At 65.2% G+C, this 21,266-nt stretch carries 22 protein-coding genes; 15 read left to right on the top strand and 7 right to left on the bottom strand.

Annotated features, from left to right (window positions below):
* The first annotated feature begins 428 nt into the window (after nucleotides 1-428).
* A complete protein-coding gene (locus RB623_RS28530; protein ID WP_308060516.1) occupies nucleotides 429-1,808 on the top strand; it encodes a DUF2778 domain-containing protein in 1,380 nt (459 codons plus the stop codon).
* Nucleotides 1,809-1,828: 20 nt separating this feature from the next.
* On the opposite strand, the gene RB623_RS28525 is transcribed toward RB623_RS28530, so the two are convergent.
* The 4 genes from RB623_RS28525 to RB623_RS28510 form a co-directional block, all read right to left on the bottom strand.
* Nucleotides 1,829-2,296 carry an SRPBCC family protein gene (locus RB623_RS28525; RefSeq protein ID WP_308060515.1) on the bottom strand — a complete coding sequence of 156 codons (468 nt, stop codon included), beginning with the start codon at nucleotides 2,294-2,296 and terminating at the stop codon, nucleotides 1,829-1,831.
* A complete protein-coding gene (locus tag RB623_RS28520; RefSeq protein ID WP_308060514.1) occupies nucleotides 2,293-2,610 on the bottom strand; it encodes a metalloregulator ArsR/SmtB family transcription factor in 318 nt (105 codons plus the stop codon). The genes RB623_RS28525 and RB623_RS28520 overlap by 4 nt, the downstream gene beginning before the upstream one ends.
* 79 nt (nucleotides 2,611-2,689) lie before the next feature.
* Nucleotides 2,690-3,340, bottom strand: coding sequence for a uracil-DNA glycosylase (locus tag RB623_RS28515; protein WP_308060513.1), 651 nt, complete (start codon nucleotides 3,338-3,340; stop codon nucleotides 2,690-2,692).
* 11 nt (nucleotides 3,341-3,351) lie between these two features.
* Nucleotides 3,352-3,930, bottom strand: coding sequence for an NYN domain-containing protein (locus RB623_RS28510; RefSeq protein ID WP_308060512.1), 579 nt, complete (start codon nucleotides 3,928-3,930; stop codon nucleotides 3,352-3,354).
* A 297-nt stretch (nucleotides 3,931-4,227) separates the two neighbouring features.
* On the opposite strand from RB623_RS28510, the gene rpoZ reads away from it, so the two are divergent.
* The 7 genes from rpoZ to era all read left to right on the top strand — a co-directional run bounded on the left by rpoZ (nucleotide 4,228) and on the right by era (nucleotide 10,450).
* On the top strand, nucleotides 4,228-4,629 hold the full coding sequence (gene rpoZ, locus RB623_RS28505) for a DNA-directed RNA polymerase subunit omega (RefSeq protein WP_308060511.1): 402 nt from the start codon (nucleotides 4,228-4,230) through the stop codon (nucleotides 4,627-4,629).
* Nucleotides 4,630-4,742: 113 nt separating this feature from the next.
* Nucleotides 4,743-6,974, top strand: coding sequence for a bifunctional (p)ppGpp synthetase/guanosine-3',5'-bis(diphosphate) 3'-pyrophosphohydrolase (locus RB623_RS28500; protein ID WP_308060510.1), 2,232 nt, complete (start codon nucleotides 4,743-4,745; stop codon nucleotides 6,972-6,974).
* Nucleotides 6,975-6,989: 15 nt separating this feature from the next.
* The gene (gene pyrE, locus RB623_RS28495) at nucleotides 6,990-7,568 is read left to right on the top strand and encodes an orotate phosphoribosyltransferase (RefSeq protein ID WP_308060509.1); all 579 of its coding nucleotides are present in this window, start codon (nucleotides 6,990-6,992) and stop codon (nucleotides 7,566-7,568) included.
* Nucleotides 7,569-7,579: 11 nt separating this feature from the next.
* Nucleotides 7,580-7,984: a holo-ACP synthase gene (acpS, locus tag RB623_RS28490; protein WP_308060508.1), complete on the top strand. Its 405-nt coding sequence runs from the start codon at nucleotides 7,580-7,582 to the stop codon at nucleotides 7,982-7,984.
* 87 nt (nucleotides 7,985-8,071) lie between these two features.
* Nucleotides 8,072-8,821: a signal peptidase I gene (lepB, locus tag RB623_RS28485; RefSeq protein WP_308060507.1), complete on the top strand. Its 750-nt coding sequence runs from the start codon at nucleotides 8,072-8,074 to the stop codon at nucleotides 8,819-8,821.
* Nucleotides 8,822-8,828: 7 nt separating this feature from the next.
* Nucleotides 8,829-9,545, top strand: coding sequence for a ribonuclease III (gene rnc / locus RB623_RS28480; RefSeq protein ID WP_308060506.1), 717 nt, complete (start codon nucleotides 8,829-8,831; stop codon nucleotides 9,543-9,545).
* Nucleotides 9,542-10,450, top strand: a complete 909-nt coding sequence (gene era / locus RB623_RS28475) for a GTPase Era (RefSeq protein ID WP_308060505.1) — start codon at nucleotides 9,542-9,544, stop codon at nucleotides 10,448-10,450. The genes rnc and era overlap by 4 nt, the downstream gene beginning before the upstream one ends.
* A 132-nt stretch (nucleotides 10,451-10,582) precedes the next feature.
* On the opposite strand, the gene RB623_RS28470 is transcribed toward era, so the two are convergent.
* From RB623_RS28470 to RB623_RS28460, 3 genes are all read right to left on the bottom strand, one after another.
* Nucleotides 10,583-11,086, bottom strand: a complete 504-nt coding sequence (locus tag RB623_RS28470) for a nucleoside deaminase (RefSeq protein ID WP_308060504.1) — start codon at nucleotides 11,084-11,086, stop codon at nucleotides 10,583-10,585.
* Between the two features lie 439 nt (nucleotides 11,087-11,525).
* Nucleotides 11,526-12,413, bottom strand: coding sequence for a DUF2182 domain-containing protein (locus RB623_RS28465; RefSeq protein WP_308060503.1), 888 nt, complete (start codon nucleotides 12,411-12,413; stop codon nucleotides 11,526-11,528).
* An 8-nt stretch (nucleotides 12,414-12,421) separates the two neighbouring features.
* Nucleotides 12,422-13,054: a DUF1326 domain-containing protein gene (locus RB623_RS28460; RefSeq protein WP_308060502.1), complete on the bottom strand. Its 633-nt coding sequence runs from the start codon at nucleotides 13,052-13,054 to the stop codon at nucleotides 12,422-12,424.
* Nucleotides 13,055-13,314: 260 nt separating this feature from the next.
* On the opposite strand from RB623_RS28460, the gene recO reads away from it, so the two are divergent.
* From recO to RB623_RS28425, 7 genes are all read left to right on the top strand, one after another.
* Nucleotides 13,315-14,073 (top strand): DNA repair protein RecO, encoded by a 759-nt coding sequence (gene recO / locus RB623_RS28455; RefSeq protein WP_308060501.1) that lies wholly within the window; start codon nucleotides 13,315-13,317, stop codon nucleotides 14,071-14,073.
* Nucleotides 14,070-14,588: a PaaI family thioesterase gene (locus RB623_RS28450; RefSeq protein ID WP_308060500.1), complete on the top strand. Its 519-nt coding sequence runs from the start codon at nucleotides 14,070-14,072 to the stop codon at nucleotides 14,586-14,588. The genes recO and RB623_RS28450 overlap by 4 nt, the downstream gene beginning before the upstream one ends.
* A 27-nt stretch (nucleotides 14,589-14,615) precedes the next feature.
* A complete protein-coding gene (locus RB623_RS28445; RefSeq protein ID WP_308060499.1) occupies nucleotides 14,616-17,450 on the top strand; it encodes a DUF2339 domain-containing protein in 2,835 nt (944 codons plus the stop codon).
* A gap of 198 nt (nucleotides 17,451-17,648) precedes the next feature.
* Nucleotides 17,649-18,167 carry a sigma-70 family RNA polymerase sigma factor gene (locus RB623_RS28440; protein WP_308060525.1) on the top strand — a complete coding sequence of 173 codons (519 nt, stop codon included), beginning with the start codon at nucleotides 17,649-17,651 and terminating at the stop codon, nucleotides 18,165-18,167.
* Nucleotides 18,164-18,958: an anti-sigma factor gene (locus tag RB623_RS28435; RefSeq protein WP_308060498.1), complete on the top strand. Its 795-nt coding sequence runs from the start codon at nucleotides 18,164-18,166 to the stop codon at nucleotides 18,956-18,958. The genes RB623_RS28440 and RB623_RS28435 overlap by 4 nt, the downstream gene beginning before the upstream one ends.
* A 203-nt stretch (nucleotides 18,959-19,161) precedes the next feature.
* Nucleotides 19,162-19,659, top strand: a complete 498-nt coding sequence (locus RB623_RS28430) for a GNAT family N-acetyltransferase (protein WP_308060497.1) — start codon at nucleotides 19,162-19,164, stop codon at nucleotides 19,657-19,659.
* A gap of 70 nt (nucleotides 19,660-19,729) precedes the next feature.
* On the top strand, nucleotides 19,730-21,193 hold the full coding sequence (locus RB623_RS28425) for a RimK family protein (protein ID WP_308060496.1): 1,464 nt from the start codon (nucleotides 19,730-19,732) through the stop codon (nucleotides 21,191-21,193).
* The last annotated feature ends 73 nt before the right edge of the window (nucleotides 21,194-21,266 follow it).

Below are 21,266 nucleotides of genomic sequence, written 5' to 3'. Positions count from 1 at the left end.
TCGGCAGGCAGCGTTTGCTTGACACGGTCATCAAAACCAGCCAGCAAATCGATTCGAAAAAGGGGTTCTTGTCAGGTTCTGGAGGTTCGAGGGCCATCGTAGCGATGCGCCCTGCGTCGGAAAGACGTTTGGGTAAAGGGATTGGTTAACCATCATTGTCCATCTTTTGAGTCGATGAGCGACAGGCAAGGCGCGCCGACGGCGCACCGGGGGATCACTCCTCGGACTGGTGATCATGACGGTTTGGCGGCCGGTTGCCGCGAAATCGGCTCAAACAAGACGGGTGCGTAATGGCGTTCGTGAGTAAGAAAGGCCGCGATAGCGGCACCGCAGGGCAGTCGCCTTCCGGCAAGTTCGGTCCCGATCGCATGCTCCGCTGGGTGGCGCTGCCATGCGTTGGTGCGGCGCTTGCCGTCTGGTCCGTAACCTTGCTGGCCGGCGTCAGCTCCATAGGCGCGTCGTTCGCGTCATCTCCGAACCTCATGCCGCAAGGTCTTGGCGCATCGACGGAAGTCGCCGCGCTGGATCCGGCCAAGCGGGAAACGCTGCTTCGCCAGGCGCGCGCCTCGCTCGTGCCGAACACCGGCCTGTCCGAAAAATCCCCGCGCCTGGCCACCGGCGCACTTCCGCCCATTGCCGGCCACGTGGCCGGGAAGGGCGACCATGGCTTCGAGAAGGTCGTTGCCAGTGCTGCGTTGACGCCACGGAAGATCGCTGCCGCCTTCGCGCGCGCCGGGCTCGGCGCAAAGGCGCAAGTAACCGCCAATGCCAGGGTGGTGAAGCGCTCGCCCACGGCGCACCGCGCTTCCCTGCCGAAGGTGGCCGAAGAACGCTTCGCGCGGCTGCCGAGCCAGGCCGTGCCGGTGCTGGAGCGTTTCGCCCGTGGCGGCGGTGCCGAGATTCAGCCCAATTCCGAGATACTGCTGGCCTATGCCGATCCGTCGCCCTTCGGGGCCGGCGGTGCGTTGTCGGACGCCAGCGTGCTGGAAAACAACGGTCTCGTCATGCAGAGCCCGCTTGAAGACGGCAGCGAGGACAGCGCCGCTTTGCCGGGGTACGAGGATACGCCGGACTCGACGCCGCTGCCGCTGCGGCGTCCGAAAGCCGACGCTGGCAAGCGTTCAGACGATTCGGGGCGCTCGGACGACGACAAGCCCAGGAACGACGGCAAGCGGGTGGACGACGATCGCCGCAAGGACGACGACCGTCGCCCGGTCCGCAGCCGCACGGCGGTTGACGATCGGGACGACGACGACCGGTCGCGAATCACGCAGTCGCAGCGTGGCGCGCCGTCGATGCTCGCCTTCGCCAAGCCCGACGATCCGGCCGAGCAAAAGGGCGGCGGCATCTTCAAGAACTTTTCGAACACGCCGAAGGCCGGCGGCGGCACGGCCGTTTACGACATCAGTGCCAAGACGGTTTATATGCCGGACGGCACCCGGCTCGAGGCGCATTCCGGCATCGGGGCGATGGCGGACAACCCGCGCTACGTGCACGTCAAGATGAAGGGGCCGACGCCGCCCGGCACGTACAACCTGGTCATGCGCGAGAAGCGGTTTCACGGCGTGGAGGCGGTGCGGATGTTGCCCGCCAACGGAAAGGTGGCGCACAACCGCACCGGCATACTGGCACATTCCTATCTTCTGCGCGGCGGCCGCGCCGAGTCGCACGGCTGCGTCGCGTTCAAGGATTACAACCGCTTTCTAACAGCGTTCAAGAGGGGCAAAATCACGCGCATTGTCGTGGTGCCTGGCGGCGGCAAGTCGAAGAACCCGGTGCGTGTCGCCTCGGCTGGACGCGGCGCGTAGGCGCAGCGGCGCGATCGTTTTCAGCCGGCGGCTTTGCCGGCGAAAAGCTGCAGGAGGCCGCCCCAGCCGCCGTCGAGTGAGGCCGTGACCTGTTCGGCGCGTTCGCCGTAATTCTCAAGCTTGCGATGCTCCAGTGACACCCGCGTGCGGCCCGGGCTCTCCTCCGAAAAGCTCACGTCCACCTCGGTCAGCAGGGCAGGGTCGTAGGTCCAGTCGGCGCCGATCCGCCAGGCGAGCAGAACCCGGTGCGGCCGATCCCATGCGAGCACGTCGCCCCACGGGCATTCGCTTCCGTCTTCCCCAATCTCGTACCAGCGGCCGCCGGCCCGCGGTTCCATCACGACCTCCTTCTGCGGTGATCTTCCGATGGAATGGGTGGCCGGCCACCAGGTGCCCATGCCGCGGGTGAAGACATCGAAGGCCTTTTCGATCGGTGCGTCGACGATCATCTGCTTGCGGATCGGGGCCGCTTTGGTAAGCGTCGTCATGGCCGTGCTTCCTCCTTTTTGTTGAATTCCTCCGAGAAGCCTTTGAGTGCGTCGTCCCACATGCGGTCGAGCCAGGCGCGCATCAGGCCGAGCCCATGCGGGTCGACTTGATAGATGTTACTCGCGCCGCGCGGTTCGGCTCTCACCAGCCTGGCCTCCCTCAGGATCCGCAGATGATGTGATACTGCAGGCTGCGACACCGGCAGCAGGCGGACAAGCTGGGCAACCGAGCGTGGATGCTCGCTTACCAGTTCGAACACCCGTTTGCGCGTCGGATCGGCCAGCGCCGCGAAAGCCTGCGCATCATAAACCATGATTTATGATAAACAGTTATTGATAGTATGGCAAGCGGCAGACCGTTTCCACGCGCTCCTGAGCGGCACCTGTCCAACTTCAGTCCTGCGTACGAAGAAATTCTGCGATCTGTGCGAACACGCCGACGAACATCTCTTCCGTCAGAACGCCGGTGTTGGTGTTGTAGCGCGAGCAGTGGTAGCTCGAAAAAAGCCTGACATCCGCAATCTCTGCCGTCGCGCCGTGCTTGAACGGGAAGGCGGCGACCCGGCCGCCCAGCGTCCGCACGGTCGATTGGTGGGCGATCGCTCCGAGTGTCAGCACGGCCCGAATGTTCGGAAAGCGCGAGAAGGCGGGCGAGAGGAACGTCCGGCAGGTCGTGATCTCGCCCGGCGTCGGCTTGTTTTCCGGCGGCACGCAGCGCACCGCGTTGACGATCGCCGTGCCGACCAGTTCGAGCCCGTCGTCAGGGCGGGCCTCGTAGATGCCGCGCGCCAGCCCGAAGCGGATCAGCGTCCGGTAGAGCAGGTCGCCGGCATAGTCGCCGGTGAAGGGGCGGCCGGTGCGGTTGGCTCCCCGCAGCCCGGGCGCAAGTCCCACGATCAGCAGCCGCACCGTATCCTCGCCTTCGGGCGGCATGAAGGTCGGCACAGGTGCGTTGAACCAGCTTGGCTCGCGCAAACGCCACTCGGCGATGAAGTCATGCAGGCGCGGGCAGAGTGGGCAGTCGCGCGTCGGTTCGGCGTTCACCGCCGATCCCGTTAGTACTCTTCCTCGGTGCCGACGGGTTCGACACGGCGCGGAGGCCGTTCGGACGGATCGCGCCCAACTTCGCTCTTCAGCGTCGCCAAGTCGATGAAATGGTCTGCTTGGCGACGCAGGTCGTCGGAGATCATCGGCGGCTGCGAGGTCATGGTGGAAACGATGCTGACCTTGCGGCCGCGCCGCTGCAGCGCTTCGACCAGGGTGCGAAAGTCGCCGTCGCCGGAAAAGATCACATAGTGGTCGACATAATCGGCAAGCTCCATCGCGTCGATGGTGAGTTCGATGTCCATGTTGCCTTTGATCTTGCGCCGGCCGGTCGAGTCCGTGAACTCCTTGGCCGGCTTGGTGACGACCTTGTAGCCGTTGTAGTCGAGCCAGTCGATCAGCGGCCGGATCGACGAATATTCCTGATCCTCGACCAGAGCGGTGTAATAATAGGCACGCAGCAGATAGCCGCGCTTCTGGAACGATGAGAGAAGTTTGCGATAGTCGATGTCGAAGCCTAGCGACCGCGAGGTCGCATACAAGTTCGCGCCGTCGATGAACAAGGCGATCTTTTCACGCGGGTCGAACATGACTGGAATGTCCTTGGTCAAAAACAATCGGTCGTTGCAACAATCATCAGGCGGATGCGGCTTGCAGGCGAAAACGTGCGTCGCATCGTCTATGAGAATGAGATATCGTCTTAACGTCGCCTTTCCAAGGTGGGTCACGAAAATGTAATGGGCTTTGGTCCCGCGCCTTTTGCGGCGGCTTGACTGGACCGGTGGTCCGGACGAGAAGCTTCCTGTTGCAATGCTTGTTTTTCGCTGTCTTTCGGGTTATGGACCGCGCCGGCTTTCCGTCACATCCAGGTATGAAAGGGGCAGTTCATGGCCCGCGTAACCGTTGAAGACTGCATCGACAAGGTCGACAACCGCTTCGAACTCGTTCTGCTTGCCGGCCACCGCGCCCGCCAGATCAGCCAGGGCGCGGCCATCACCGTGCCGCGCGACAACGACAAGAACCCGGTCATCGCGCTGCGCGAGATTGCCGACGAGACGCTGTCGCCAGGCGATCTCAAGGAGGACCTGATCCACTCGCTGCAGAAGCACGTCGAGGTTGACGAGCCAGAGAGCGACGGCGCCGAAATCACCGATCAGACCGCCGTCGCCGCCGGCGAAACGGTCGAGCAGGACGACGACAGCAACATCGCTTTCGACCGCATGTCGGAAGAAGAGCTGCTGGCCGGTATCGAAGGCCTCGTCGCCCCGGAAAAAAGCGACGATTTCTAGGACTTGGCTTATGCGGCGGGTCTTTCGTGCCCCGCCGATCGTGGCTATCTATCGAATGCGCCGTGTCCTCGACGCGGCGCATGATTTTTTTGGCGGGTGCGGACGATTGAGCCATGATGCGTCAATATGAGCTTGTCGAGCGCGTGCAGCGCTACAAGCCGGACGTGAACGAGACGCTGCTCAACAAGGCCTATGTCTATGCCATGCAGAAGCATGGCCACCAGAAGCGCGCTTCCGGCGATCCTTATTTCTCGCATCCGCTCGAAGTTGCCGCGATCCTCACCGACATGCATCTGGACGAGTCGACGGTCGCGGTTGCGCTGCTGCACGACACGATCGAGGATACCTCGGCCACCCGCCAGGAAATAGACCAGTTATTTGGCCCGGACATCGGCAAGCTGGTGGAGGGTCTGACCAAGCTGAAGAAACTCGACCTCGTCTCGAAGAAGGCCGAGCAGGCGGAGAACCTGCGCAAGCTTCTGCTGGCGATCTCCGAGGACGTGCGCGTCCTGCTGGTCAAGCTCGCCGACCGGCTGCACAACATGCGCACGCTGGATCACGTGCCGGAAGGCAAGCGGCTGCGCATCGCCGAGGAGACGATGGACATCTATGCGCCGCTTGCCGGCCGCATGGGCATGCAGGGCATGCGCGAGGAACTTGAGGAACTCGCCTTCCGCCACATAAATCCCGAAGCGCACCGCATGATCACGGCGCGGCTGACCGACATTTTCGAGCGCAACCGCGGTGTGGTGGCCGAGATCGAGGCGTCGCTGTCGGCGCTGTTCGAAAAGCGGTCGATCAAGGCCAAGGTGAAGAGCCGGCAGAAGAAGCCGTGGTCGGTGTTCCGCAAGATGGAATCGAAGGGGCTCTCGTTGGAGCAACTCTCGGACCTGTTCGGTTTTCGCGTCGTCGTCGACACAGTCGAGGATTGCTATCGGGCGCTGGGTGCGATCCACACGACCTGGTCGGTGGTGCCGGGCCGCTTCAAGGACTACATCTCCACCCCGAAGCAGAACGACTACCGCTCGATCCACACCACCATCGTCGGGCCGTCGCGCCAGCGCGTCGAGCTGCAGATCCGCACCTACGAGATGAATACCGTGGCCGAATACGGCGTTGCCGCGCACGCCCTCTACAAGGACGGGCGCGCAAGAACCAACGGCGCCGGCCATACCATTTCCAAGGAGACCAACGCCTATGCCTGGCTGCGCCGCACCATCGAGCAGCTTGCCGAGGGCGACAATCCCGAGGATTTCCTCGAGAACACCAAGCTGGAGCTGTTTCAGGACCAGGTTTTCTGCTTCACGCCCAAGGGCATGCTGATTGCCCTGCCGCGTGGCGCCACGCCGATCGACTTCGCTTATGCCGTCCACACCGAGGTCGGCGATACCTGCGTCGGCGCAAAGATCAACGGCCGCATCATGCCGCTGATGACCGAATTGAAGAACGGCGACGAGGTCGAGATCGTCCGCTCCAAAGGACAGGTGCCGCCGGCCGCCTGGGAAGCGATCGTCGTCACCGGCAAGGCGCGGGCGGCGATCCGCCGCGCCACCAAGAACGCCATCCGCAAGCAGTATTCGGGTCTCGGCCTGCGCATCCTGGAACGTGTCTTCGCCCGTGCCGGCAAGGAGTACAGCAAGGAGAGTCTCAAGCCGGTGCTGGCCCGCCTGGCGCGCAAGGACGTCGAGGACGTGCTGACCGCTGTCGGCCGCGGCGAGCTTGCTTCGGGCGACGTGCTGCGCGCCGTGCACCCGGACTACAAGGAAGAGCGCGTCACCACGCCGCTGCCGACGCGGCGCGAGGAGGGCTGGTCAAAAATCCGCAATGCGGCGGGCATGCTGTTTCAGTTGCCCGGCCGCGCCGCCCGCAAGGACCGCAAGGAGCAGAAGGAGGAAGGCGCAGTGCCGATCCGCGGCGTCCGCGGCGATTTGCCCGTGCGCTTCGCGCCGGACGGCGCCGTGCCGGGCGACCGCATCGTCGGCATCATGCAGCCCGGCGTCGGCATCACCATCTATCCGATCCAGTCACCGGCGCTGACCGATTTCGACGACCAGCCGGAACGCTGGATAGACGTGCGCTGGGACATCGACGAGAGCAACCGCGAGCGCTTTCCCGCCCGCATCTCGGTGACCGCAATCAACGCGCCGGGCTCGCTTGCCGAAATCGCGCAGACCGTCGCGGTCAACGACGCCAACATCCATTCGCTGTCGATGGTGCGCACCGCTCCGGATTTCACCGAGATGCTGATCGACCTCGAAGTATGGGACCTCAAGCATCTCAACCGGCTACTGTCGCAGTTGAAGGAATCGCCCGCCGTCAGCGAGGCAAAGCGGGTCAATGGCTGAAGGTTTGGAGCAGGTATGACCACGGACGAAGTCTTGTCGATCTTCCGCGAGGCAGGCGCGGTGCTGGAAGGGCATTTCATCCTGACGTCGGGCCTGCGCAGTCCGGTATTCCTGCAGAAGGCGCGGGTCTTCATGCATGCGGACAAGACCGAGCGGCTGTGCAAGGCGCTGGCAGGGAAGATCCGGGAACAGGTGCTCGGCCGCATCGACTATCTCGTCGGACCGGCGGTCGGCGGCCTCATCCCCGCCTACGAGACCTCGCGCCATCTCGGCGTGCCGGCCATCTGGGTCGAGCGCGAACAGGGCGTGTTCCGCCTCCGCCGCTTCGAGATCGAGACGGGCGCGAGGGTCGTCATCGTCGAGGACATCGTGACCACCGGCCTGTCCATCCGTGAGACGATAGACTGCCTGCGGGAGATTGGCGCGGAAGTGCTGGCGGCCGCCTGCATCATCGACCGCTCCGCCGGCAAGACCGATGTCGGAGTGCCGCTGGTGGCGCTGGCCGAATACGAGGTGCCGGCCTATCCGCCCGACAAGCTGCCGCCGGAACTCGCGGCGATCCCGGCGGTGAAGCCCGGCAGCCGGAACATCTGAGGCGCTGGCTCATGATCATCGGTATCGGCAGCGACCTGATCGACATCCGCCGCATCGAGAGTTCCCTCGAGCGCTACGGCGAACGTTTCGTCAAGCGCATCTTCACCGATTTGGAGCAGCAGAAAGCCGAAGGCAGGCGCGAACGCGCCGCCACCTACGCCAAACGCTTCGCGGCCAAGGAGGCCTGTTCCAAGGCGCTCGGCACCGGCATGGCGCGCGGCGTATTCTGGCGCGACATGGGCGTTGTCAACCTGCCCGGCGGCAAGCCCACGATGCACCTGACGGGCGGCGCCGCGAAACGGCTGAAATCGATGCTGCCGCAGGGCCATCGCGCCGAGATCCACCTGACCATCACCGACGATCACCCGCTCGCTCAGGCATTTGTGATCATCGAGGCGCTGCCTGCCGAACGATAGCCATTATTATGACATCTGGACGGACCGCGCGGCGTTGCCCCGCTTGATGCGAGCCCTTATACCGGAACGACGACGACCGAGGACGACATGAGCGTGGCCGAAAAAACTGCAAAGAAGTCCGGTGGACTTGGCGAGATCGTCAACGTCATCGTCCAGGCGCTGATCCTCGCCCTCGTCATCCGCACGCTGCTGTTCCAGCCCTTCTCCATTCCGTCAGGCTCGATGCGCCCGACCTTGCTCGAAGGCGACTACCTCTTCGTCACCAAATGGGCCTACGGCTATTCGCGTTTTTCGCTGCCGTTCTCGCCGAACCTGTTTTCCGGCCGCATCTTCGGCAGCCCGCCCAAGCGCGGCGACGTCGCCGTCTTCAAGTTCCCGCCAAACCCGTCGCTCGACTACATCAAGCGGGTGATCGGCCTGCCCGGCGACCGCATCCAGATGCGCGAGGGCGTGCTTTACATCAACGGCGAGGCCGTGCCGCGCGAGAAGGTCGGCGAGATCAACAACCGTGACGTGACCGAGGTTGACCGGCCTGTCGACGTTTATCGCGAGACTTTGCCCAACGGCGTCTCCTACGACACGCTCGACCTGACGCCGAACAGCATCGACGACAATACCCGCGAGTTCATCGTGCCGCCCGGCCACTACTTCATGATGGGCGACAACCGCGACAATTCCTCCGACAGCCGCCGCTCGGTCGGCTTCGTGCCGGAGGAAAACCTGGTCGGCCGCGCCAACATCATCTTCTTCTCGATCGCAGGTGGCGCCAGCCCGCTGGAGATCTGGAAGTGGCCGACCGAGATGCGCCCGACGCGCCTCTTCAACTTCGTCCGCTAAGGCGACGATGGGTCTGAAACGGCCGACCGGGAATGCTCTGGCCGCCGCGCTCCAGGATCGCATCGGCTATGCCTTCCGCGATTCTGCGCTGCTGCAGACGGCGCTGACCCATTCCAGCGCGGTCAAGGCCAAGACCAACAATGAGCGGCTGGAGTTCCTGGGCGACCGGGTGCTCGGCCTGGTGGTTGCGGACATGCTGTTTTCGCTGTTTCCCGAAGCCCGCGAAGGCGATCTTGCACCGCGCTTCAACGCCCTGGTCGACGCCCGCACCTGCGGCGCCATCGGGCTGGAACTTGGCCTCGACACGCTGATCCGCGCCGACGCGGCGCTGAAGGCGGCCAAGGGCGGCCGGACGGGCAACTACCTGTCAGACGCGGTCGAGGCGCTGATCGCCGCCATCTATCTCGACGGCGGCATGGAGCCAGCGCGCGCCTTCATTCGCCGCTATTGGGAGCCGCGCTCGCGCCATGTCGTCGAGAAGCCACGCAATCCAAAGTCCGAATTGCAGGAATGGGTGGCGCAGGCGAATGGCACGCGGCCCGAATACAGTATAGACGCAAGGGAGGGCCCGGACCACCAGCCGGTGTTCACCGTGTCCGTGCGCGTTGACGGTTTTGCGCCCACCAGCGCCAGCGGCCCGTCGCGCCGCGCCGCCGAGGAGGCGGCCGCCACCGAATTCCTGTTGCGCGAGGGTGTCTGGAGCCGCGAAGGAGCCGTGTCATGACCGAAGGCGAAATGCAGACCCACTCCGGCTTCGTCGCCCTCATCGGCGCGCCCAACGCCGGCAAGTCGACCCTGGTCAACCGGCTGGTCGGCGCGAAAGTGTCGATCGTCACCCACAAGGTGCAGACGACCCGCGCCATCGTGCGCGGCATCGCCACGCACGGGCAGGCGCAGATCGTCTTCGTCGACACGCCCGGCATCTTTAAGCCGCGCCGCCGCCTCGACCAGGCGATGGTCACCACAGCCTGGGGCGGCGCCAAGGACGCCGACGTCGTGGCACTGCTGGTCGACGCCGAGCGCGGTATCCGCGGCGACGGCGAAACCATCCTCGACAATCTGAAGGATGTGCGCCAGCCGAAGATCCTGATCCTCAACAAGGTCGACCGGGTAAAACCGGAGGCGCTGCTGACCATGGCCAAGGATGCCAACGAGCGCGTCGCCTTCGAGCGCACCTTCATGGTCTCGGCGCTCACCGGAACCGGCTGCAACGACATCCTGGACTATCTTGCCGCCTCGCTGCCGGCCGGGCCGTGGTATTATCCCGAGGACCAGCTCTCCGACCTGCCGATGCGCCAGCTCGCGGCCGAGATCACCCGCGAAAAGCTGTTTCTGCGCCTGCACCAGGAGCTTCCCTACTCGTCGCACGTCGAGACCGAAAAATGGGAGGAGAAGAAGGACGGCTCGGTGCGCATAGAGCAGACCATCTATGTCGAGCGCGAGAGCCAGAAAAAGATCGTGCTGGGGGCGAAGGGCGAGACCATCCGCGCCATCGGCCAGGCCTCGCGAAAAGACCTTGCCGAAATCCTGGAACAGCCGGTCCACCTGTTCCTGTTCGTGAAAGTGCGCGAGAACTGGAGCGACGATCCGGAGCGCTATCGCGAGATGGGACTGGATTTCCCGACTTAGCGCGACAATGAGGTCTTGAGCCAACCGGCTTTCAAGTTCCCGGAAGGCCAGCCGCTTTCTGCCGGACCCGACGGCAGATGAATCTGGCCGTCGGGTTGGAACTGCGGAACAGACCTCCTTTGGACGCGCTCGTTACGCCGGAGGTGTGGGCTTGCGCTTCGTGTGAAAGCGATAGTGCAAGGCCCGTATCTCTTCTGCAAGTTCCGGCGCAGGACCTTTCACTGCAACGTTCGGGGCTACCTGCTGGATCGGCAGCGGTGCGACTGGAGAGCCGGAAGCACCCAGTTCAGCAAGCCAGTCGACGAGCTGGGCGGAGGACGCTGCGTAGACGATGCGGCCGAGCCCCACCCAGCCATGAGCCGCCGAACACATCGGGCAATGCTCACCGGAGGTGAAGACAGTCGCCTTTGCGCGGTCCTCTGGCGTCATGTTGGTGGCTGCCCACCGCGCCAGTTCGAACTCCGGATGCCGCGTTTGGTCACCACCGGCGACGCGATTGTGGTCTTCCGCCAATACGGTGCCATCGGCTCCCACGAGCACCGACCCAAACGGCTCGTCTCCCTTTGCCAAAGCTTCGGCGGCCAGTTCCACGCAGCGGCGCAGGTGCTGCAACTCAACGTCATCGAACATCGTCATATTCAACCGTTCTCAAGAAATCGGATCGTCAGACCGTAACCCTCGTCCCGGCAAAGTATGCATCGGTTTCGGGAGAAACACATGAGCGAATCCGAAACACCTGCCACGCCGAGCAGCTAGAGCGTTTCTTGCTTAGATTGAATCATTCTGTTTGTCGTTTGGCGAGGCGATCCACAAGGAAGGCCGCGCAGATCGGGCTGGTTGCCCGGGCAAGCGGGCTGACGAAGTGGGCGTCCGCCAAACGCAAACCCGAAGGGCCGGGCTGGTTTGGGACAAATCCTTCGGGCTTCGTCTCGTCCGGGCCACCAGCCCGAACTTCGTCGAAGCCCTCGACCTTGTCCCAAACCATCGCCGGCAGAATGGTTCAATCTAAGCAAGAAGCGCTCTAAGCTACAGCCATGCGTCTGTGCCTGGCCCAGTCGCCAGGCGGCCCAGGCGATCAGACCAGCAGCGTCGCGCCGCCCCATATGATCAGGGCGATGCCGGTCGCGCGGCGGACCCACTGGCCGGCGGGAAACACCTTTTCAACCAGCACCAGAATGGCGAGCGCGGCAATCCACGCCAGATTCATCACGCCGCCGACGAACAACAGCGCCATCAGCATCCAGCAGCATCCGACGCAATAAGCCCCATGCAGGATGCCCAGCCGCAGCGCGCCAAGGGCGCGGGGGCGCCAGTGGCGGGAAAGGAACGCCGCCGGCGCCCGGCAATGCGACAGGCAGGCGTTCTTCAACGGCGAGAGTTGATATAGGCCCGCGGCGATAAGGACGACGGCCGAAAGCCAGCGGCTCTGCGAACCCATCGTCGTCGCGGAGACGATTTCGCTGCGTTCCAGCAGCCAGTACAGAACGGCCGCGGCGACGGAGAATCCTAGCCAGACCAGAAGGTAGCCTACCACGAAGACGCCGGTGGGAGCGAGGCGGTCCTGGCTCTGACGCACGGCGAGCGCATGACGATGCACGCGCGCATAGAGCAGGGCGGTCGGCGCAGCACTCGGGGACATCATGGCGATCATCATGATCCACCACATGGCGATCATCAGCGTCCAGATCGCGGCGCCCCAGGTCCGCGGTTCCGCTGCCGTCGCGCTCATGTCCATGCCGGACATTTCCATGCCGGACATCTCCATTCCAGGCATATCGGGGATCACGCCGGCGGCTTGCTGGTGAGGGAACAGCGCGAGCCTCGTCATCTCCCACACATCCATGCCGAGGCCGGCACCTGTTACGATATAAAGCCATGCCAGCAGACACAGGGCCGCAAGCCCTGCAATCGTAACGAGACGGTCGCGTTCGAGCAGGCGTTCGAGCGGCGACGCGCCGTCCATGCGACGCGTCAGCCCCGCACCACCCCGTGATTGTTGAGGTGCAGCCGCGCGAACTGGGCGTAGGTGTCCTTCGTTTCCACCAGAACCGACCCGCCGGTCCTGCTCGAAGCGCTGCCGATCTCGGCGACCGCATATTCGAAACCGTTCGGCAACACGATCTGATGGCGCGATTCGGCGCCTGTCACCTTGTTGCGGATCGGCTCCCCGACCGTTTCGATATAGTCCTTGACGAAGATGCGGCCCCTGCGGCCATCGATATCGAGTTCAAGATCGATCCTGGTGAAAACAGGCTCGTTCACTTTGGTCACGGTCGTAGCGAAAACGGCGAACATCGTCGCGAACGGGTCGGTGTCCTGGCCCGACATGATGCGCAGCAGCGCCTCGCGCTGCCGCTCAGTCGCCTTCTCGTCGACAAAGGCGATGCATTCGCCATGGCCTTCGTGGATCGGGCCGGGCCACTTGAAGATCGCGGCGATCCTGAGGCCGTCGAGACGGGTTTCGCCATGATGGCCTTCGTCGATCTGGATGCCGGCCACGGCATGGCAATGGCCCTTGTCGGGCAGCGCATTAAATTGGCAGTTGCAACCATATTCGCAGGTGCAATTGACCAGCTCGCGTCCCTTGAACTCCCACGACGTCATGACAACCTCCCGGATCCTCAAAGTATAATTTCTATAATATACCTGCGGACGCCACGTCACCACCCTGGATCACCAGGAAAATTTCAGCCCATCAGCCCGCTCTTGAAAAAGTGGATGAGAATTCACTTCGTAGATCGTGAGGATGACTTACGACGAGCGGAAATCGGCAGGCACGGTCATCGATCGGTTGGCAGCGCCGGTCGCGGCTCCTCGATCCCCCTCCTTGATCTCGCCGCTCTTTCCATGAAAGTCTCCGCCGCATGGAATGGCGCGACGAAGGCATAATTCTCGGCACCCGCCGTCACGGCGAGACATCGGTCATCCTCGAAGTGATGACGCGGGCGCATGGCCGTCATCTCGGCATGGTGCGCGGCGGCCGCTCGCGAAAGCAGCAGCCGGTGTTGCAAGCCGGAAACCGCGTCGACCTCGTCTGGCGGGCGCGGCTGGACGAGCATCTCGGCACGTTCCAGGCCGAGGCGATCGAACTCAATGCCGCCCGCCTGTTCGACAGCGCCGCCGCCGTCTTCGGCCTCCAGACCATCGCAGCGCATTTGCGCCTGATGCCTGAGCGCGACGTGCATCCCGCGCTGTTCGAGACGCTGGCCGTGCTGATAACCCATCTCGACGAGCCGCTGCTGGCGGGCGAACTGGTGGCTCGTTTCGAGCTGATGGTGCTGGAGGAACTCGGCTTCGGCCTCGACCTGTCGGAATGCGCGGCCACAGGCGCGCGCGTCGACCTCGTCTACGTCTCGCCGAAATCCGGCCGCGCTGTGTCGCGCGAGGCCGGCGCGCCGTGGCGCGACAAGATGCTGGTCCTGCCGGATTTCCTCGTCGCCGGTCCCGGCCGGCGCGCCGACGCGGCGGCGATCGACCATGCCTTCCGGCTGACCGGCTTCTTCCTGGCGCGGCATGTCTACGAGCCGCGCGGCATTTCCGAACCCGAGGCACGCGCCGGCTTTTTGGCGGCGCTGCGCAAGCTGAATAACGGTGCGCCCGCGCCTGGAGAACACGCCGCATGAGTGAAGTCGAACTGTTTCCCGGCCATGTTTCGCGACTTGGGCTGGGCACGATCCCGCATGAGGATCTGGCCGGCCAGCCGGGCCTCGTGCTGCTCAAAAGGCTGATCGCGGGCGAATACCCCGCCCCGCCGATCGCCGGCACGCTCAGTTTCACGCTGACCGAGGCCGAGCCGGGCAGGGCGGTGTTCCGCGGCCTGCCCAACGAACACCATCTCAACCCGCTCGGCGGCGTCCATGGCGGCTGGACGGCGACCATCATGGATTCAGCGCTCGCCTGCGCGGTCCACACGACGCTGGAGGCGGGCGAGGCTTACACCACCGCCGAGTTCAAGGTGAATTTCCTGCGGCCGATCACCCCGAAGACAGGCGAGGTTGTCTGCGAGGGCCGTGTCGTCCATCGCGGCCGCACGCTGGCGGTCTCCGAGGCAACGCTGAAGGACCAGGCCGGCAAACTTCTGGCCTTCGGCACCGAAACCTGTTCCATCTTCCCCGCCGCCAATCTGGCGGGGCGATAGCTCCGGCCGGGCGGGCGAGCGACCGCGATGCTCGACAGTTTTTCCGGCCTGCTCGGCGCCATTGCCATCGTCGCTCTGGTTGTCGTTGCGATGCGCCAGCAACGGCGCGTGGCTGCGCTGGAGCGCGAGATCACGGCGCTGCGCTCGTTGATCATGCCGGGCGAGGGCAGGGCGGCCACGAAACCGGCAGCCGCCGCGTCCGCTCGCGTGTCGTCCCCCGCATCCTTGTCGCCTTCCACCGCCGAAACCGCTTCCGCCGCAACTGCCGGGTCAGCCGCCATGCCGGACCAGGCGGACACGGGGGCATCGGATGAACCCGGCCTTGCCGCCTTGCGTCCAAAATCGGTCGAAACCGCCGCCGCGACGGAAAGCGACGCCAAAGCCTCCGCCGAGGCCGACGAGGCCGGCGCGTCGGAAAGCGAAAAGGCGCTTGCCGAAGTGCCGGCAGCGCCTGCCGCCGGATCGGTCGCCAAGCCCGGCATAGCTGCAAAAGCCCCGCCGAAGACGCAAGACCTCGAAACCGCACTCGGCACACGCTGGGCCGTGTGGGTCGGCGGCGTGGCGCTGGCGCTGGGCGGCATCTTCCTCGTCCGCTATTCCATCGAGGCCGGCTGGTTCGGGCCGGGCACGCGGCTGATCCTCGCGGGCCTGTTCGGCCTGCTGCTGGTCGCAGGCGGCGAGCTGATCCGCCGCACCGGCTTCGCCGTACCGGTGCCGGGCATCGCCGGGGCCTACATCCCGGCCATCCTCACCGCCGCCGGCGCCTTCACCCTGTTCGGCACGGTCTATGCCGCCCACGGCATCTACGGTTTTATCGGGCCTGCCGCTGCTTTCACGCTGCTCGGCGCCATCGGCATCGCCACCATCGCGCTGGCGCTGGTCCACGGTCAGGCGCTGGCCGGCGTCGGCCTGCTCGGCTCCTTCGTCACGCCGGTGCTGGTCTCCTCGCAGGCGCCCAACGCCTGGGCGCTGTTCGGTTATCTGGCGATCGTGCTGGTCAGCGCGGTCGCCATTGCCCGCATCCGGCTTTGGCGTTTGCTCGCCTCCGCCGCCTTCGCCGGCACGGGCCTGTGGTGCTTGCTATACATGGCCGACGTCAGGCCGCCCGACCTTGCCGTCGTCGGTTTCATCAACGCGGTCACGCTCGCCAGCCTTGCCGTCATCTGGTGCCGGGGCGAGCAGGGGACAGGCCCGGGCTACCATTCCTTCCCAGCCTCGGTTCCGGCCTTCTTTGTCGCCGTGGCGGCCATGGGCCTCATGATCGATCCCGAGTTCCAGGCGCTCGGCGGCATTTTCTACGGCACGGCGCTGTTCATCGCCATGTTGGCGCTGGCCGCCTGGCGCGCCGGCGCGCTGCCGCTGCTCTATGGCGCCGGCATCGCCATCGTTCTCGTCTATCTCCGGCTCGGCCTCGCCGGTTTGTTTGAATTCGAGGTGATGGGCGAGCCTGTCTCGGTCGAAGGGTTTTCGGTCGCGCCTTCGGCCGGCGCGCTGTTCTATCCCGGCCTGATCCTCTCGGCCGTCTTCATCGCCGCCGGTGTCCTCATGGCCCGGATACTCGCTGCCAGCCGCGCCGGCGGGGCAAGCTGGGCCGCCTCGGCGGCAATCGTGCCCATCGTCGTCCTGTGCGCGCTGTGGAACGCCTTCGGCAATCCGGATGTGGATTATCCCTACGCGGTTGGCGCCCTTGTACTTGCGTTCGCGCTGGTCGCAGGCGCCGAATTCGTCTCCCGCGCCGAACCGCCACCGCTTGCAGGCGGCACCGCGATATCCTTCCTGCTGGCGGGCGCCGGCGCGGCCCTGGTCGGCGCCATCCATATGGGTTTCGGCCCTGCGCTCACCACAATCCTGGTCGGCGCCGCCGCCGTCCTGCCAGCGCTGGCGACGCGCTGGCGCTCCTGGCCGGCGCTTGGCTGGCTGTCGGTCGGCGCCGTCGTCGTCGTGCTGGCGCGTGCCGCGATCGATCCGACTATCGTCGGGGCGGCGGCGCTCGGCACGACGCCGATCTTCAACGCCCTGCTGCCCGGCTACGGCATCCCGGCGCTGGCCTTCGGCTTCGCCGCCTGGCAACTGGGACGCACCACAGCCGGCCGACCGCGCCTGGCGATGCAAGGCGCGGCGATCTTCTTCGCGCTGCTGGCGCTCGCCATGCTTACGCGCCACGCCATGCATGGCGGCATCCTCGACACGGGTGAGGTCACGCTCGCCGAGCAGGCCATCTATTCGCTGATCGCGCTCGCCGCCGGCGGTATCCTGATCTCGCTCGACCTGCGCGCGCCGAGTTCGGTGCTGCGTTACGGCTCGCTCGCCATCGGCGTGCTGTCGGTCGCCATGATTGCGATGCAGCACTTCCTGCTGCTCGACCCGCTGTTCACCGACGAATCGACCGGCAAAATTCCCGTCTTCAACCTGCTTTTCCTTGCCTATCTGCTGCCGGCGATCGCGGCGGCGCTGCTCGCCTGGTATGCGCGGGAAAAACGCCCGCAATGGTACGGCATGATGCTTGGCGTCACCGCCGCCGCGCTCGCCTTCATGTACGCCACCCTGTCGGTGCGCCGTGTCTTCAAGGGCGAGTTCATCGGCCTGTGGAAGGGCCTGGAGCCGCTGGAGACCTACACCTATTCCGCGCTCTGGCTGGTCATGGGCGTGGCGCTGCTGGTCGCCGGCGTGAGGACGGGTTCCTTCGTCATGCGCGTCGCCTCCGGCGCGCTGATCGCCATTGCGGTGGCAAAGGTCTTCCTGTTCGACATGTCGGAACTGGAAGGCGTGCTGCGCGCTTTGTCCTTCATCGGTCTCGGCGCCGTGCTGATCGGCATCGGCCTGTTCTACCAGCGGCTCTTGACGCGGGCGGCGGCGCGATAAGTGCGGGGAAGGGTTCCCCTTTTCGGCCGCGCGACTTCGCCTGCCGTTCAGTTTCATTGATGGATTGGAAGAATCCGCCCCCCTCCGTCGTTGACCTCGGCAGCAGGCGCAGGCGGCGCCGCCGGACCGTGGGCTTGAACAAGACACCGAAATCGGATTTCTAGGGTCGGCGGAACGGCAGCGGTGCAAGCGTCGCGCATGGACGACAGGCGAAGAGCGATCCTGGAGGAGATCCCGAAGCTGCGGCGCTATGCGCGCGCGCTGCTGCGCGACCGCGACAGGGCGGACGATCTCGTCCAGGATTGTCTCGAGCGCGCCCTGGAGCATCTCGACAACTGGCGCACCGGCGAAAGCCCGCGCAAATGGCTGTTCACCATCATGCATCATCTCTTCGTCGACCAGATGCGCAAGGAGAAGCGGCGCGGCGAGGCAGCGATGCAACCGCTCGACGGGTTCGAGGCGATGGCGGTGCCGGCCCAGCAGGACGAAGATGCCGGTTCCCGCGAGGTGCTGCAGGCGTTGCAGACCATCAGCCCCGAGCGCCGCGCCGCGATCCTCATGGTCTCGGTCGAAGGCTTTTCCTACGCCGAGGCCTCGACCATTCTCGGCGTGCCGGCGGGAACGCTGATGTCGCGCATCGCGCGCGGCCGCGACGATTTGCGTGCGCTGCTCGACGACGGGTCGCGCCGCCGCGCCATCAGGGTGGTCGACCGATGATCGCGCGCGACTTTTCCGACCGCGACATCCACCTGGCGCTCGACGGCGAGCTGCCGGAGGACGAGCGTGCCCTGTATCAGTCGTGGCTCGACGCCAACCCCGACATGAACGCGCGCGCCACCCGCTATTCGGACGACCTGGCGCTGATCCGCGGCGCGGTTTCCGGCCTCGCCGAGGAGCCGGTGCCGGCGCGCCTGGCTGCGATCGTCACCGGCGAGGGCAAGCGCGTCCAGCCGGCCGCCCGCTCCGCCTGGTGGCGGCAGGCCGCGGCCGCGGCCTTGATCTTCGTCGTCGGCGGCGCCGCCGGCTATTTCGGGGCGGTCGGGTCCGCCGGTGACGCGGCGGGGCCGGCCGACCGCCTCGCCGACAGCGCCATCGGTGCCTACGTCACCTTCGCTGTCGACCAGCCGCGCCCGGTGGAGGTCAAGGGCGTCGACAAGACCTATCTTGAAAGCTGGCTGTCGAAACGCACCGGCCTGAAGCTCGTCGCGCCGGATCTGTCGGCGCAAGGTTTTGAGCTTCTGGGCGGACGCATCCTGCCGGCCGGACGTCATGTTGCGGCCTTGCTGGTCTATGCCGACCACGCCGGAAACCAGGTGTCGATCTATCTCTCCGCCGAGGGCAAGGCCAAGACCAAGGGCGTCTACACGCCTGTCGGCGGCGGTCCGAGCGCCGTCTACTGGCTGGACGAAGGGTTTGGCTGCGCCATCGTCAGCGCCGCGCCCAAGGAGGTTCTCGACGCCGTCGCCGGCAATGCCTGGCGGCAGATCAAGGAAGGGCTGGCGAGCTAGGTCGCCTGAAACGCGATATCACCTCGTCCCCTCTCTGCGACTTCCTCCTCCTGCAATGGGGAAAGTCCACGCGCGCCGATCACGTCACAATTCAGCCCAATTCCGGGAGCGAAAGCGCATGGATGCCGGCGCGGAATCATGTCCTGGCGGCAATTTGTTTGCTTGCGTCCCCCGCTCCGCGACCGAGGTCTTTCCTACTCCCGATGCCTCCCAAAATTCGCCCGGCCCGCGTTTCGGACCTCGATGCTCTCGTCGCGGTCGAGCAGGCCGTTTTCGACGCCGACCGCATATCCCGCCGCTCCTGGCGGACGCTTCTGGCAAGACCCTCCGCCGCTGTTCTGGTCGCCGCGGATGGCGGCCAAATCGCCGGCTGCTGCGTGATCCTGTTCCGCGCCGGCAGCGATGTTTCTCGGCTCTATTCGATCGCCGCAGCGCCCGGCCGCTCCGGCATCGGCCGCGCCCTGCTGGCCGAAGCCGAGCAGGCGGCGGCGCGGCGCGGCGCGAAAACGATGCGCCTGGAAGTGCGCGAGGACAATGTTCGCGCCATCGGCCTCTACGAAAAATCCGGCTATCGCCGGTTCGGCCGCAAGCCGGACTATTATGCCGACGGCGCCGCGGCCCTGCGTTTCGAAAGGCCGCTCGCGGCGGAGGACCGGCACGGCTCGCCGCCAGGTGCCGAGCGCGGAACCACGCCGCCGTGACCGCGTTGACCCTGCCCCTTCGAAGACCATCCGCCCCTTTGCCGCAACGCCCTCGCACACGGGATTTTCGATGACCTGGGTCATCCTCACCGGCCGCAACAGCGACATCGACCAGGTCGACACGCCGCACAAGGTGATCACCAACCGCGACTACCTTGCCCATCCGGCGTTGTTTTCCGGCCAGCGGCCGAAGGTCATCAACCTGTCGAACAGCTACGCCTATCAGAGCCGCGGCTACTACGCCTCGCTGCTCGCCGGTTCGCGCGGCCACAAGGTCATCCCCACCGTCGAGACGATGATCGACCTGTCGGAGCGAAAACTCTACGAGCATGCGTTGCCGGAACTCGAACTGGCGCTCAACAAGTGCCGAAAAGATCTCGGCGGCGCGTTTCCTGCAAAAGTCTCGTTCTTCTTCGGCATCGGCCCGTCGAAGGCCTGGGACCGTTTTGCAAAGCTGCTGTTCGACTGGTTTCGCGCCCCGGCGCTGGAGGTGGCGATCAAGGACAGTCAGCAATGGGCCTCGATCCACAGGATCGGCTTCTGTCCGCTGGGCCGCCTGCCGCTGGAGGACAAGCAGCGTTTCCTGTCCGGCCTGCAAGCCTACACCAGCCGTGAATGGCGCGACGGCAAGGCGCGCACCCCGGCGCGTTACAGTTTCGCCACGCTGGTCGACCCCGCCGAGCAGCTTCCGCCGTCGGAGATCAGCTCGCTGCGCCATTGGGCGCGCATCGCCGAGAAGATGGGCGTCGAGGTCGAGCCGATCACCAAGCGGGACCTCGCGAAACTCGCCAATTACGACGCGCTGTTCATCCGCGAGACCACGGCGATTTCAAACCACACCTATCGCTTCGCGCGGCGCGCCGAGCAGGAGGGAATGCCGGTCATCGATGACCCGCTGTCGATGATCCGCTGCACCAACAAGGTCTATCTCAACGAACTGATGACCTTCAACAAGGTGCCGGTGCCGCCCACGGTGATGATCGCCGGCCCGTCCGATCTGCAACTCGCCGCCGACATGCTCGGCTTCCCGCTGGTGCTGAAGATCCCCGATAGTTCGTTCTCGCGCGGCGTCAAGAAGGCGTCGAATTTCGAGGAACTGAAGGCGCTTGCCGTCGAGTGGCTGGAGGATTCCGACCTCTTGATCGCCCAGAAATTCATCCCGACCGATTATGACTGGCGGGTCGGCGTGCTCGGCGGCCAGCCGCTGTTCGCCGTGCACTACCTTATGGCGAAAAAGCATTGGCAGATCGTCAACCACAAGGCCAACGGCAAGCCCGACCAGGGCGGCATAAAAACCTTCACGCTGAAGGAGGCGCCGCCGCATGTCGTCGAGACGGCGGTCAGGGCGGCGCGCTGCATCGGCGACGGGCTCTACGGCGTCGACATCAAGGAGACCAAGGACGGCGTCTTCGTCATCGAGGTCAACGACAATCCCAATCTCGACCATGGCTGCGAGGACACCGGCGAGAAGGACGAGGTGTGGGTGCGGCTGACGCAGTGGTTTCTCGACCGGCTGGAACGGCAGGGGCGCTGACAAGCCGGGCTGCCGGACGGCGGTTGTACACCCCACAGTTTTCGTGCCCTACTTGTTTCGTTTTGAGAGAGGG

This window comes from Mesorhizobium sp. LHD-90, from assembly GCF_030929505.1.
In the GTDB taxonomy this organism is placed as follows: domain Bacteria; phylum Pseudomonadota; class Alphaproteobacteria; order Rhizobiales; family Rhizobiaceae; genus Kumtagia.
The sequence above is the reverse complement of the archived record's forward strand: the minus strand, read 5'-3'. Positions and strand labels throughout refer to the sequence as shown.